The 15,194-nt window shown below is 40.3% G+C and carries 10 protein-coding genes; 5 read left to right on the top strand and 5 right to left on the bottom strand.

What is annotated here, in order from left to right:
- Positions 1–121 precede the first annotated feature (121 nt).
- Complete coding sequence (gene recO, locus R2Q80_RS18805) at positions 122–847, bottom strand: DNA repair protein RecO (protein ID WP_316801080.1); 726 nt, start codon at positions 845–847, stop codon at positions 122–124.
- A 117-nt stretch (positions 848–964) separates the two neighbouring features.
- On the opposite strand from recO, the gene R2Q80_RS18800 reads away from it, so the two are divergent.
- A complete protein-coding gene (locus tag R2Q80_RS18800; protein ID WP_316801079.1) occupies positions 965–3,316 on the top strand; it encodes an efflux RND transporter permease subunit in 2,352 nt (783 codons plus the stop codon).
- An 86-nt stretch (positions 3,317–3,402) separates the two neighbouring features.
- Here R2Q80_RS18800 and R2Q80_RS18795 read toward each other — a convergent pair whose 3' ends face one another.
- A complete protein-coding gene (locus tag R2Q80_RS18795) occupies positions 3,403–3,669 on the bottom strand; it encodes an isoleucyl-tRNA synthetase (RefSeq protein ID WP_316801078.1) in 267 nt (88 codons plus the stop codon).
- Between the two features lie 268 nt (positions 3,670–3,937).
- Between R2Q80_RS18795 and ileS the strand changes: the two genes are divergently transcribed.
- From ileS to R2Q80_RS18780, 3 genes are read left to right on the top strand one after another with little or no spacing between them, the layout of a single operon-like run.
- A complete protein-coding gene (gene ileS / locus R2Q80_RS18790) occupies positions 3,938–7,339 on the top strand; it encodes an isoleucine--tRNA ligase (protein WP_316801077.1) in 3,402 nt (1,133 codons plus the stop codon).
- Positions 7,340–7,369: 30 nt separating this feature from the next.
- Positions 7,370–7,753: a TraR/DksA family transcriptional regulator gene (locus R2Q80_RS18785; protein ID WP_113947776.1), complete on the top strand. Its 384-nt coding sequence runs from the start codon at positions 7,370–7,372 to the stop codon at positions 7,751–7,753.
- Entirely contained in the window at positions 7,753–8,355 is a 603-nt protein-coding gene (locus tag R2Q80_RS18780; protein WP_316801076.1) for a lipoprotein signal peptidase, read from the top strand. The genes R2Q80_RS18785 and R2Q80_RS18780 overlap by 1 nt, the downstream gene beginning before the upstream one ends.
- A 168-nt stretch (positions 8,356–8,523) precedes the next feature.
- Here the strand turns inward: R2Q80_RS18780 and odhB are convergent, their stop codons facing one another.
- The 3 genes from odhB to R2Q80_RS18765 all read right to left on the bottom strand — a co-directional run bounded on the left by odhB (position 8,524) and on the right by R2Q80_RS18765 (position 14,082).
- On the bottom strand, positions 8,524–9,747 hold the full coding sequence (gene odhB / locus R2Q80_RS18775; RefSeq protein ID WP_316801075.1) for a 2-oxoglutarate dehydrogenase complex dihydrolipoyllysine-residue succinyltransferase: 1,224 nt from the start codon (positions 9,745–9,747) through the stop codon (positions 8,524–8,526).
- A gap of 50 nt (positions 9,748–9,797) precedes the next feature.
- Complete coding sequence (locus R2Q80_RS18770) at positions 9,798–12,596, bottom strand: 2-oxoglutarate dehydrogenase E1 component (RefSeq protein ID WP_316801074.1); 2,799 nt, start codon at positions 12,594–12,596, stop codon at positions 9,798–9,800.
- A 211-nt stretch (positions 12,597–12,807) separates the two neighbouring features.
- Positions 12,808–14,082 carry a DASH family cryptochrome gene (locus R2Q80_RS18765; RefSeq protein ID WP_316801073.1) on the bottom strand — a complete coding sequence of 425 codons (1,275 nt, stop codon included), beginning with the start codon at positions 14,080–14,082 and terminating at the stop codon, positions 12,808–12,810.
- Positions 14,083–14,283: 201 nt separating this feature from the next.
- Between R2Q80_RS18765 and R2Q80_RS18760 the strand changes: the two genes are divergently transcribed.
- A complete protein-coding gene (locus tag R2Q80_RS18760; protein ID WP_316801072.1) occupies positions 14,284–15,186 on the top strand; it encodes a TIGR01777 family oxidoreductase in 903 nt (300 codons plus the stop codon).
- Positions 15,187–15,194 lie beyond the last annotated feature (8 nt).

Here is a 15,194-nt window from a genome sequence, read left to right as displayed (position 1 = left end):
CCCCGACCCTCCCGACTGTTAACGTCGGGATGCTCTGAACCAGCTGAGCTAATTTCCCTTTCCGTTTGGGAATGCAAATATAGCGCTATAATCTTGTTTCGCAAATATTTTTTATTTTTTTTCAGCTTAGTAACACTTCCAGTATTTTATGAGATTGCACCTCACCAAAAGACGCCGTATGTAAGGTATAGAAAACCAATATTTTATCTAACAAAAACCTGCGCTGCGCATTGCTCATTTTTATTTCGGAAATTTTTTCCAAAGAGGTTTCAAAAAGGGAAATAAAGCATAAAGCATCATCGAGCTGAAGGTAATTTGAATGGATGGGAACCCTGGAAACAAATCCACCTTCCTGTAGATCAAAATAAATCTGATCGCCCCTCCTCTTTTCATTGGGTGCAAAACCTAAAAAACGGGTAAGCTTCAGCAAAAAGGACAAATGGAAGTTCGGATTTAATTCATCGTTTTCATCAAACCAGGCTACTGAGTTGTATATGTAATCAAATAAACTCTCATCCGCAGATTGCTGGCGGATACTTTTGTAGAGTACTTCATTTAAAAAGATAATAATACTGGACTTTACGATATCATAAGGAATGGTTTTGAAAACAGGTGTTTGCCTGACTTCTGATACACGCTGAATATTCGTATTTACCTTATGATAAACAATCATATCCAAAAGATGCAACGACTGCAGCATGTTCATCTTAACCTTTGCCCGTGGTTTTTTCACACCGTTAATCAGATACGATTGCATCCCGAATTTATCTGTCAAAACCTGCACCACCACACTGCTCTCACTGTAATTGGTTGTTCTTAAAACAATTCCCCTGACCTTGTGCAACATATCGCTAAAACAATTTTTTCAAAAGTATGTTAATTGTGCAAATTTATTTGAGCAAAAAGACATTCTCATTTATAAATAAGATTAGTTTTGCCATTATCATTTAAAACTAGATTACACATGTGGGTAAAGCTATCAAGGTTTATTCTTCAGAACCGTATTGCCATTATCGTTTTCTTCGTACTCGGCACCATATTCATGGCCTTCCAGGCTAAAAACGTAAAACTTTCTTACACAGGCAGCAAAATCCTCCCGGTAACTGACAGTGCTTTCATAAAATACAATAATTTTAAGAAAACATTTGGTGAGGATGGAAGCGTAATGGTTATTGGAATCCAGTCGCCAGACATCTTTAAAAAAGAAGTTTACAATGAATGGGTGAAACTGTCAAACGACATCCAACAACTCAAAGGCATAAAACAAGTACTCTCTACCGGCAGAATTTTTCAGCTGGAAAAAGATACAGTTGAGCAAAAGTTTATTTTAAAGCCCATTCCAAATGGCTTAGTGCAAACGAATGCAGCGATGGATTCAATAAAGAATACTTTGTATAACACTCCTTTTTTCGAGGGACTGGTTTTCAACAGAAAAAATGCCACGTTGATGGCCATTACCTTCGATACAAAGATTCTGAATTCTGCTGCCAGAAACCCAATACTGAAACAAATTGAAGAGAAGGCAAAAGCCTTTCAGGAGAAATCTAAAATTCAGGTCCACATTTCAGGACTCCCTTATATCCGCACGGCAGTGAGCAAGCTGGTCAGTAACGAGTTTGTGCTGTTCCTTGGCTTATCCATATTGGTTTCCGCATTTATTCTTTTAATCTTCTTCAGAAAGTTTTATGCCGTTTTCTTCCCTATTCTGGTGGTAATTATGGGGGTAATCTGGAGCATCGGCACCCTGGTATCATTTGGTTTCGAACTTACTATTTTAACAGGACTTATCCCACCACTCATTGTGATTATTGGTATCCCCAACAGTATTCTCCTGCTCAACAAATATCAGAATGAACTGAGGAAAGACGGTAATAAAGAAAGGGCTTTAAGTGTGACAATAGAACGCATTGCGGTAACTACATTAATCGCTAACATTACAGCGGCAATAGGATTTGGTGTGCTTTATTTTACCGGCAGTGAGCTTTTGATGCAGTTTGGGAGTGTCGCGTCAATCAACGTAATGATTACCTGGCTCATGTGTTTGTGCCTGATCCCTATCATTTTCAGCTATTTACCAGCTCCAAAACTAAAAGCACAAACCCACGTTGAAGAAGGATTTCTACACAAACTACTGGTTAAAACCGATAAGCTGGTTCAACAAAAAAGTGCTTTGATTTATATTGGTACACTGATCATTTCAATTATTGCTTTTATTGGGGTAATGAAGATTAATGTGAACGGCTATGTTGTAGACGACTTACCCAAAAATTCCGAAATCCTGACCGACCTCAAATTCTTCGAAAAGAATTTCGAGGGGATCCTGCCGCTCGAAGTGAGTGTTGACACCAGAAAAAAGAATGGTGTTTTCAATTTAACTAACCTGAAGCGAATGGAAAAAATGGAGAAAATGATTGCTGCATATCCGGAATTTTCCCGTTCCATTTCAGTTAATATGGGATTGAAATACGCAACTCAGGCTTTTTATAACAACGATACAAGCTTTTTCCGCTTACCGGATAATATGGAGAAGAACTTTGTATTGGCTTACATCGCAAATGGCGGGAAGGGAAATTCAAGTTTGCTAACCAATTTTATCAGCAAGGGCAATCAAAGCACCAGAATGAGCTTTCAGATGGCAGATGTAGGCTCGAAACGCCTGGATGCAATCATGGCAGAATTAAAGCCGCGCATTGACAGTATATTGCCGCCAGACAAGTTTGATGTGGAATTAACAGGATCCAGCGTTATTTTCTCAAAAGGGACCGATTATATGCTGGAACACTTGTTTGAAAGCATCGGACTGGCCATTGTTCTGATCTCTTTGTTAAGACTCGCCCAATTTAAAAGTCTGGGCATTATGTTTATCTCGCTATTGCCGAATATTGTGCCGCTGGTAATCACCGCAGGAATTATGGGCTATTTTGGAATTTCACTAAAACCCTCTACCATTCTGATTTTCACCATAGCATTTGGGTTAGCATCAGATCAAACCATCTATTTCCTCACCAGATACCAACAGGAACTCACGCTAACCAATTTCAGCATACCTAAGGTCATTACGGATACCATTACAGAAACAGGCGTAAGCATGACGCACATTGCTTTGATTCTATTCTTCGGCTTCGGCATTTTTACCGCTTCAACATTTGGAGGAACAGTGGTACTAGGCTTACTCCTTTCGATTACATTATTTGTCGCGCTGATTTTCAACCTTACATTGTTACCTGCACTGGTTTTATGGCTCGATAAGAAGAAGGTTAGAACAGTTATTTCAGATGAAGAGTCGGCAAGAAATGCCAATGAATTTGATCATTAAATATACCATACTGATACCATATAAGGCATTTAAGAAAATATAAGATTATCTCTGAAACTTAATGCTTAATTTCCTTATATGGGTATCTATTGCACAACAGGTTTTTCATCATCCTCAGGCACTTCCACAGTTGGATCAGTGATAATCTCGGCTTGCCCCTCACCATCAACTTTGGCGAAGAGAATGGGATACAAAAACCATAATGCACCCACCATTACCAGTACTCCGGCAAGCATTTGCAGATAGCGTGCACCATCAACATGGGTGGCATCTAATACCAGATATAAAATATAAGAGAGCACACCAGCAGCAAGTACCAGCACTGCCTTTTGCAACTTTAGTAACTTAATCATGGGGTCTTATTTTTTAGTTTGACAATATGTATTAAAACAAAGATGAGTCCAATTAGTTCGAGCAGGCCGCAGAAATAAAACGCATACAATACAAAATCCTGGTTAACAGGATTTAGCAGTGCAACAACTGGCAGCACAACTACTGCCATCACCATGAGCAAAAGCCCGATATTAAATAATTTCACGTTAAAAGTATTTACACCAAAACTACCATAATTGAGCGAAAAACTTTAACTTTGCAACCTTAATTTTTTGAGGTACTTAATTGATGTATAGCGAATTTAAACAATTGGATCTTGCCAAAATAGGGCAAGAAATACTGGATTTTTGGAAAGAAGAAAACATCTTTGAGAAGAGCATTTCATCCCGTTCAAAATCTAACCCGTTTACTTTTTACGAAGGCCCGCCATCGGCAAATGGAATGCCAGGCATTCACCACGTAATGGCACGTGCTATTAAAGATATTTTTTGCCGCTATAAAACTATTAAAGGCTATCAGGTAAAGAGGAAAGCTGGTTGGGATACCCATGGCCTGCCTGTTGAACTGGGTACTGAAAAAGAATTAGGCATAACCAAAGAATACATCGGTAAAACGATCTCCATTGAAGACTATAACGAAGCTTGTAAAAAAACAGTAATGCGTTACACTGACGTGTGGAACGACCTGACTGAAAAAATGGGCTATTGGGTAGATATGGACGATCCGTACATTACCTACAAACCAAAATACATGGAGTCGGTTTGGTGGCTGTTGAAACAGATTTACGATAAAGGATTAATCTATAAAGGCTATACCATCCAACCCTACTCACCAAAAGCAGGAACTGGTTTAAGCTCTCACGAAGTAAACCAACCTGGCGCCTACCGCGATGTTACGGATACCACAATCGTTGCACAGTTTAAAGCGCTTTCGGATACACTCCCGTCATTTTTAAACGGTTTTGGAGAAATCTACCTATTGGCCTGGACCACCACGCCCTGGACTTTACCATCCAACACAGCATTAACGGTAGGCCCAAAAATCGACTATGTTTTAGTAAAAACTTTCAATCAGTATACATTTCTGCCAACAAACGTAATCCTGGCAAAAAACCTGCTTGGTAAACAATTCAGTAAGGGCTTCTTCGAAAGCAATGAAGCAGAAGATTTTACCAGTTTTAAAGCAGGAGATAAAAAAATACCTTACCAGATCCTTGCCGAATGCAAAGGAACGGAATTGGTTGGAATCAGATATGAGCAGCTTTTAACCTACGCCTTACCGTTTAACAACCCTGAGAATGCTTTCAGAGTGATATCAGGAGATTTTGTGACCACAGAAGATGGTACCGGAATTGTGCACACTGCGCCAACCTTTGGAGCTGATGATGCAAAAGTTGCCAAAGAGGCTGTTCCTGAAATACCGCCTATGCTGGTACTGGATGACAACGACATCCTGGTTCCTCTGGTCGATTTACAAGGTAAATTCACAAAACATGTTGGCCCGTTTGCAGGCAAGTATGTAAAAAATGAATACTACACTGCTGGTGAAGCACCTGAAAAATCGGTTGATGTAGAAATTGCAATCTTACTAAAAGAAGAGAACAAAGCTTTCAAAGTAGAAAAATACGTTCACAGTTATCCGCACAGCTGGAGAACAGATGAACCTCTTTTATATTACCCCTTAGATTCCTGGTTCATTAAAGTAACAGATGTCAAAGACAGAATGTTCGACCTTAATGAAACCATCAACTGGAAACCGAAATCTACTGGAGAGGGCCGTTTTGGCAACTGGTTAAAAAATGCTAACGACTGGAATTTATCACGCTCAAGGTACTGGGGAATTCCACTACCAATCTGGAGAACGGAAGATAAAAAAGAAGAAGTTTTAATTGGCTCTGTCGAAGAACTATATTATGCCATTGAAGCATCTATAGCAGCCGGCTTCCAGAAGGAAAATCCGTTTAAAGGATTTGAAATTGGAAACATGTCTGAAGAGAATTACGACCTGATAGACCTGCACAAAAATGTTGTCGATCAGATCACTTTGGTCTCTCCATCAGGCAAACCAATGAGTCGCGAGAGTGATTTAATTGATGTATGGTTTGATTCGGGTGCCATGCCGTATGCACAATGGCACTACCCTTTCGAAAACAAGGAAACGATTGATGCAAATCAAGATTTCCCGGCAGATTTTATTGCAGAGGGTGTCGATCAGACCCGTGGTTGGTTCTATACTTTGCACGCCATCTCTACTCTTGTATTCGATAAAGTAGCCTACAAAAACGTAGTGTCCAATGGATTGGTACTGGACAAAAACGGACAGAAAATGTCCAAACGTCTGGGCAATGCTGCAGACCCGTTCCAAACCATTAATGAATATGGTGCCGACGCAACCCGTTGGTATATGATCTCTAACGCAAACCCGTGGGATAACTTAAAATTCGACATCGAAGGTATCGCTGAGGTACGTCGTAAATTTTTTGGAACACTTTACAACACTTATGCTTTCTTCGCGCTATATGCCAACATTGATAAGTTTCAAATCGACAAAAACAACCTAAGCAAAGTTGAAGAAAGAACGGAGCTTGACCGCTGGATTTTATCGTTATTACAGACTTTAATTAACGAAGTGGACGAAAACTATAACAGTTACGAGCCCACTAAAGCAACCCGTGCGATTCAGGCATTTGTTGATGAGCACTTAAGTAACTGGTACATCAGGTTAAGCCGCCGCCGTTTCTGGAAAGGCGAAATGACTGACGATAAACGTGCTGCTTACGAAACGCTGTATACTTGTCTGGAAACACTGGCCCAACTAATGAGTCCGGTAGCACCATTCTTTGCCGATTGGTTGTATAGAAACTTAAGCATAAACGATAAAAAAGCGGAACAATCTGTTCACCTGACCTTATGGACGGCAGCCGACCAGAGCTTAATCGATACTGATTTAAACGAACGCATGGTTTATGCGCAGGATATCTCTTCAATGGTATTGTCATTACGTAAAAAATCGGGTATCAACGTTCGTCAGCCTTTAGAAAAAATCCTGATCCCATCTTTGAATGGCGATTTCGAGCAGAAAATTTCAAAGGTTGCCGATTACATTCTTTCAGAAACAAATGTTAAGCATATCGAGTTCATCACCGATACGCATGGCATCGTGAAGAAAAAACTAAAACCAAACTTTAAATCTTTAGGTAAAAAAGTAGGTAAAGATATGAGCCTGGTTAAAGAAGCATTGGAAAAACTGAATCAGGAGGATATCCAGCGTCTGGAAAGCGATGGACAAATCACCGTATCAGGTAGCAATGATGCCCAATATGTAATTGACCTGGATGGCGATGTTGAAGTATTCGCTGAAGACATCCCGGGATGGCAGGTAACCAACTTAGGAAGCTTAACCGTTGCGCTGGATGTAACCATTTCCGAAGGACTGAAACAGGAAGGTATTTCCCGGGAGCTGGTTAACAGAATCCAAAACTTACGCAAGGAACTGAACTTTGAAGTGACCGACAGGATTAAAGTATCTTTACAAAATGATAATCTTGTAGCCACTGCAGTTGCCAATAACAAGGCCTACATTTGCGCAGAAATTTTAGCAGATGAACTAGAATTAACAGATGCTGTAATAAATGCAAACAAAATCGTTATAGACGATGTTGAGTTAAGCATTTCAGTAACTAAAATATAAATCCATATATTAGAAAACTAAATTAAAAGCATGGAAAACAGTAACAAAACACGCTACTCAGACAGTGAACTTCAGGAATTTAAAGAATTAATTCAAGATAAATTGCGCATGGCAAAAGAAGAGTTAAACTCATTAACGGCTTCATTGAGCAATCCTAACGCAAATGGTACTGAAGATACTTCGGGTGCTTACAAAACTTTGGAAGATGGTTCTGCAACAATGGAAAAAGAGCAGATCAACCAGCTTGCTGCACGTCAGCGTAAATTTATTGACAACCTGGAGAATGCCTTGGTACGCATCGAAAACAAAACTTACGGTATTTGCCGAGAAACCGGTAAATTAATCCAGAAAGAGCGTTTACGTGCCGTTCCTCACGCTACTTTGAGCATGGAAGCTAAACTAAAGCAGAGTTAATGAAAGGATATACAAAACCTTTATTAGTCATCTTTTTGGTTTTACTTGCCGACCAGGTATTAAAAACGTGGATCAAAACCCACATGTACCTTGGTCAGGAGTTTAACATTATTGGTAAATGGTTTATCATTCATTTCACCGAAAATAATGGTATGGCCTTTGGTATGGAGTTTGGCGGCGAGTTTGGAAAGCTGGCACTATCCTTATTCCGTATCGTTGCCGTTGGTGGAATTGGATATGGATTACACTATCTGATTAAACACAAATATCATCGCGGATTAATCCTGAACGTTGCCCTAATTTTTGCAGGAGCACTAGGGAACATCATTGATTCGGTATTTTACGGGAAGATATATGGTTACGAAACCTGGTTTCATGGCCGCGTGGTAGACATGCTTTATTTTCCGATAGCAGAAGGGCACTTCCCAAGCTGGATTCCGATCTGGGGCGGAGATGAATTTGTGTTCTTCAGACCGGTTTTTAACCTAGCAGATGCTGCTATCTCGGTAGGCGTGATACTCATCCTCATTTTCCAGAAAAACTACTTTAAAGAAGATGTAAAGGATGAAGTAAGCATCAACAGTGAAATTGTGGAGGAGTAACCTCCAACCAAAATCATATTACAGTACCAAAGCCCGTTTCCAAGTGAGACGGGCTTTTTTGTAGCATTATTTTTTTTGAAAACGCTTCAATGAAGATAAAATTCCAGGCATAAAAAAAGGAAGTCAGACTTTCATGCCTGACTTCCTTTAAATATTATTTGATAAGATCTAAACGCCTAACAATAATCTGGCTGGATCTTCTAATAGCTGTTTAACACGAACCAGGAATCCAACAGACTCACGTCCGTCAATGATTCTGTGGTCATAAGATAATGCAACATACATCATCGGACGAATCACCACTTCTCCTTTTTCTGCAACCGGACGCTCAACAATGTTGTGCATACCTAATATAGCCGACTGAGGCGCATTAATGATTGGTGTCGACATCATCGATCCAAACACACCACCGTTAGTAATGGTAAAGGTACCACCGGTCATCTCTTCAATCGTTAACTTACCGTCACGAGCTTTTAAAGCCAAAGCCAGAACTGATTTTTCAATCTCCGCCAGACTCATGCTTTCCGCATTACGAATTACCGGAACAACTAAACCTTTTGGTGCAGATACTGCAATAGATACATCAGCAAAGTTATTGTAAACGATCTCTTCTCCTTCGATACGTGCATTAACAGCCGGGAAATCTTTTAAGGCTTCGGTTACCGCTTTGGTAAAGAAACTCATAAAACCTAAACCAACACCATGTTTGTCTTTGAAAGAGTCTTTGTATTTACTACGTAAATCCATCACCGGTTTCATATTAACCTCATTGAAAGTGGTTAACATGGCCGTTTCGTTTTTAACCGCAACCAAACGTTTCGCAACGGTTTTTCGCAATGGCGACATTTTTTCTCGGCGTTCAGAACGAGGACCTGCAGGGGCTGCAGGAGCCGCAGGTGCAGCAGCTTTAGGAGCATCTGCTTTCTTAGCTTCAGCTTTTACCGCATCATCTTTGGTAATGCGTCCATCAACTCCTGTACCTTTTACCGCACCGGCGTCAATACCTTTTTCTGCAAGGATTTTTCCGGCTGCAGGCGATGGTGTGCCGGTAGCATAGCTTTCACCGGATTTCTCTGCAACAGGAGCAGCAGTTTTTTCTTCAGCAACAACTGCTTTTTCTTCTGCTTTTGGAGCATCAGCTTTAGCAGGTGCTGCGCCGCCATCTTCAATTTTACAAACTACTGCGCCGATCGCTAAAGTATCACCTTCAGCAGCTATGGTTCTTAAAGTTCCGGCTTGTTCAGCAGTTAATTCGAAAGTAGCCTTGTCTGATTCTAATTCAGCAATAACCTCATCCATTTCAACAACATCACCATCCTGTTTTAACCATTGTGATAAAACAACTTCCGTTATCGACTCACCAACTGGTGGAACTTTTATTTCTAAACTCATAATGTTTAATATATGTCTTTATTAGCTTCTAATTTCTTTATTGATTTTTATTAGTCGGCTGCTGCAAGTTTCTTGCTCGCTTTCTTGGTTTCTGCTTTAACCTCTTCTGCTTTAACCGGAAGCTCAAGTGCTTTTGCCAGAATATAAGCTTGCTGGTTAGCATGTTGTTTCGCAAAACCCGTTGCTGTGCTGCTACTTTCTTTTCTCGAAATCACATCAATACCTTTTAAACCTGTTTTATACAGTTTACGGAATAAATACGGCCAAGCGCCCATATTCTCAGGCTCTTCCTGTACCCAGAAAACCTCAGTAGCATTGTTGTATTTCGCAGTGATTGCTTCCATCTGATCAACAGGTGTAGGATACAATTGTTCCACACGTACGATTGCTACATGCTTTACCTGATCGGCTTGTTGCTTTTCAAGCAATTCGTAATAAATTTTACCACTACAGAATACCACTCTGGTAACATCTGCAACGTTAACATTTACATCATCAATCACCTCTTTGAAGCCACCCTCTGTAAATTCATCCAATGGAGACACGCAGGCCGGATGACGCAATAAACTCTTTGGAGAAAAAACAACCAATGGTTTCCGGAAATCACGTTTAAACTGGCGACGCAATACGTGGAAGAAGTTCGCAGGGGTTGTACAATTCACAACCTGCATATTGTAATCAGCACATAATTCCATAAAACGTTCAATACGTGCAGAAGAGTGCTCAGGGCCCTGACCTTCATAACCGTGTGGCAACAACATCACCAAACCGTTTTCACGTTGCCATTTCGTTTCCGCACTGGCGATATACTGGTCAACTACAATCTGCGCACCATTGAAGAAATCACCAAACTGTGCTTCCCAAATGGTTAAGGCGTTCGGATTAGCCATCGCATATCCATATTCAAAACCTAAAACACCATACTCTGATAAGTGAGAATTGTAAATATCAAATGGCGCTTGTTGATCCGAAATGTTTGCTAACGGTACATATTCCTCCTCACTATCCTCAAGGGTTAATACCGCATGGCGGTGAGAAAAAGTACCACGTTCAACATCCTGACCACTTAAACGAACCCTTTTACCTTCTGATAACAAGGTACCATAAGCCAGTTGCTCACCCATAGCCCAGTCGAAAATGTTGGTTTCATTCACCATTTTCGTACGCTCAGCGAATAATTTCTCGATTTTTTTGAAGAACTTTTTATTTGATGGTAAAGTGGTAATGCGTTTACCAATTTCCAGTAAGGTAGATTTCTTAACCGCCGTAACAGGTGAAGTTTCGAAATCCTGAGGCGTTGCTAAACGTAAATCAGCCCAGGCACCACCAAATTTAATTTCATTATTTCCAGCTACGAATTCTTTAGCCTCATTCAGGCGTTCCTGCAAAATACCACGGAAATCTTTTTCCATTTCTTTAGCCAGGCCTGCTTCCAGCTTACCTTCTTTAGTTAACTGCTCAATATAAATTTCCCTTGGATTAGGGTGTTTTTCAATTGTTTTGTACAATAATGGCTGGGTGAATTTAGGCTCATCAGACTCATTGTGACCAAAACGACGGTAGCATAAAATATCAATGAATACGTCATTCTTGTATTTCTGACGATATTCCATGGCTAAGTTGATGGCGTAAACCAGAGCTTCAGGATCATCACCATTCACGTGGAATACCGGTGACAGGGTTACTTTGGCAATATCTGTACAATAAGTACTGGTACGCGCATCTTTATAATTTGTAGTAAACCCAATCTGGTTATTAATTACCAGGTGGATGGTACCGCCGGTTTTATAACCTTCAAGTCCTGCCATCTGAATCACTTCATACACGATACCCTGTCCTGCAACAGAAGCATCACCGTGAATCAAAATCGGCGCTAAGCGACTATTGTCGCCACCATATTTAAAATCAATTTTAGAACGGCTCATGCCTTCAACCACACCATCAACAGTTTCTAAGTGCGAAGGATTTGGGCAAAGACTTAAGTGAACATTTTTACCTGAAATGGTACTCACATCTGTAGAGTAACCCAGGTGATACTTAACATCACCACCAAAAGGTGTATCAGGATTGTAGCTTTTACCTTCAAACTCAGTAAATATGTCCTTATAGGTTTTTTGCATGATGTTAGCCAGCACGTTCAAACGACCGCGGTGAGCCATACCAATAACAAATTCTTCAATTCCTAATTCAGCACCTTTTTCAATTACCGAATCTAAAGCCGGAATCAGTGCCTCAGCACCCTCTAATGAGAAACGTTTTTGGCCTAAAAATTTCGTACCAAGGAAGTTTTCAAAACTTACCGCCTCATTTAATTTCTTAAGGATACGTTTTTTCTCATCAATAGAAAAGTTCGGCGTATTGCGTGTACTCTCCATTTTCTGCTGAATCCAGTTCAGCACTTCAGGGGTACGTAAAAATTTATATTCTGCTCCGATAGAGCCGGCATAAGTTTGTTTCAAAACAGCAAGAATATCTTTCAGCTTTGCTGCACCAATACCAATTTCAACTCCAGAGTTAAAAACGGTCTCCAGATCAGCATCCGATAGCCCGAAATTTGCAAGATCTAAAGTTGGTAAATGTTTACGCCGCTCACGAACGGGATTGGTATGTGTAAACAAGTGACCGCGACTACGATAGCCGTCAATCAGGTTGAGAACATTAACCTCTTTTAAAAATTGTTCAGGAGTTTCTACTGTTACTGACGGGGCTTCAGAACTTCTTCCAAAATCGAAACCCTCAAAAAACTTTTGCCAACCAAACTCAACTGATTCAGGATCTTGCTGATACGACTGATATAAAGAATCTATGTATTCGGCGTTTGCGCCGTTAATATAAGATAAACTATCCATTATTTACTGTTTACTATAAGCCCTACAAAATTAGAATTTTACCTTATATAAATGGTAAAAAACTGGATTAATTGCACAAAAAAATATATTTAGAAACATTCTCACATTCAGTACAAATAATTGAATGAATGCAGGAGAAAGCTTTGCAAACAAACTAAGCAAAATGCAAGCCAGTAATTGAAGAAATTATAGAAAGCGTGAATGAGTAAATCTAAGAACTCCAGGTTAAGGCGTAATTTCCTTTTGGATCCAGATTCTTGATATTCTTATCCAGATCAAAAACGCTTTTCGACTTCTGGTCATTGCCCACACCAGCAACATTTGCCCAATTGCCCCAGTTACTTGCAGGGTTATAATCAATCAGTTTTTCTTCAAAATATGCTGCACCGAAAACCCAGCTTACTTCCAGATTATTGATTAGATAAAGAGCTGCCGTTTGGCGGGCAACATTTGAAATAAACCCGGTGGTGTTCAGCTCCGTCATCACTGCATCAACCACAGCAAACCCGGTTTGTGCATTCTTCCACTTACTAAAATTCTCCTGTTCATTTTCCACGTCCACCAATCCCTGACTGCCAAAACCATTCGGACTGAAGAACGTATTGCCGTATTTTTTGAACATGAACCGGAAGTAATCTCTCCAAAGTAATCCGAGTAAAATATGATTGAACATCGCCTTGGTGTTAGGCACACCTTCCATCTTTTTAATTTCCCAATATACCTTACGTGGTGATAAGCACCCAATCGCAAGCCAGGCAGAAAGTTTAGATGCCAGAATAAGGTTTTTGGAAGTTGCCGCCTGCTGCATCAGTAAAATTACCTTTTGCAAATGCGCCAGCCCTTCAGCCTCACCTCCTAAAAATTCAAGATCCGAACGCTTATCCTGTGCCTGCTGCAAAAGGTTAAGTTCCGCAAGTTCGGGTAAAGTACCCCAATCAATCACCTCCGCAACATTAATGCGATCGGGAGCAGCAAAACAAGGTTTTATAATTGAATCACGCTCAATCTTCTTTTTAAACTGATTAAAAGCATCTGGTATATCTTTAATAGGGAAAGGTAAATCTTCCTTGTTATATAACGTATGTCCAATAAAATGTTTCAGATTAATACGAAGTTTCCACAAGGCATTCTCTACTAATGCGGATACATGTGTTTCCTCCCGGGCTACTTCCCTATGGTGATATACTTCAGTAATTTCATATTCCTGCACCAGCTGTGGAACGATATCTTCCGGACTACCGGTAACAATCAGTAAGTTTCCGCCGATCTGTTTCAAAGAATGACGAAGCCCTAAAACACTTTCAAGGGTGAACTGTGCTCTGATGCTGCCTGTTTTTAGTGTACCATATTTCGTTTCTACAAACTGGCGGGGGTCTAAAATATAAACAGGTAAAATCGAATCCGACTTAGCAATTGCCTCAACAAGCATTTCATTGTCATGCAAACGAAGGTCATTTCTAAACCAGACTAAAATTTTTTTGGACATGTTTTTATTCGGAAAAGGGTATTAAGAACGCGAAAAACAAATTTACCTTATTTTTCTTCGGCATCAAAAACATGATAAATTCTTTACAAACAGGCAACAAAAAGAAAAACATCTTAAGGAATCAGGAAAACTCGTCGTGCCTCAGCTGAAGTATAAGCCACCTCGTTGCCAACAAAAACCTATCTTTACTGTTTAATTAGCATGGCAACAAAGATTCTGATTACTGGCGCGACTGGCTTAGTGGGTACTCAACTGAAGAAGAAATTACTCAAACAAGGTTACGAGGTTAATACACTTTCCCGAAAACAAAGTAACGATCCGAATAATTTTATTTGGGATGTCTACAAAGGCACAATAGACTCGACATGTATCGAAGGTGTAGAGGCGATCATTCATCTCGCGGGAGAACCTGTTGCAGAAAAAAAATGGACCGATGAACGAAAGCAGCAAATCATTGATAGCCGGGTAAAATCCACCGAATTGATTTTCAATACCCTCAAATCTAATCCCAATCACCAGATTAAATCCTTCATATCTGCATCGGCGGTAGGTTATTACGGGGATTGCGGCGAAGAAATTCTAACAGAAGAAAGTCCGGCTGGCTTTGGTTTTCTGGCAGAATGCTGCAAACTATGGGAAAATGCCGTTGATGAAGGTAAAAAGTTGGGCCTGCGTATTGTAAAATTACGTACAGGTATTGTATTGAGTACCAAGGGCGGGGCTTTACCGCAGCTGGATCAATCAGTGCGTTTATTTGTGGGTTCATCTTTGGGAACCGGGAAACAATGGACGCCATGGTTGCATGTCGACGATATGGTAGACATGTATATCGAAGCCATCGGCAATTTAGAAATGGAAGGCGCCTACAATGCCTGTGCACCTTTCCCCCAAACTAATGAAGCATTGACCAGGGCAATTGCAAAACAGCTTCACCGACCGTTCTGGCCTTTAAAAGTTCCAAAAAAAGCTATTGAATTACTAATGGGTGAAAGGGCTGAAGCCGTGCTTATGAGTAGTAACACTTCAGCACAAAAAATTTTGAATGCCGGATTCAAGTTTAAGTTTATCCATCTGAATGAGGCATTAGCCGATTTGTATCAATAACCCGCTCA

The sequence above is a fragment of the Pedobacter frigidisoli genome, assembly GCF_032678525.1.
Classification (GTDB): Bacteria; Bacteroidota; Bacteroidia; order Sphingobacteriales; family Sphingobacteriaceae; genus Pedobacter; species Pedobacter frigidisoli_A.
This window is presented reverse-complemented; position numbering and strand designations above follow the sequence as displayed.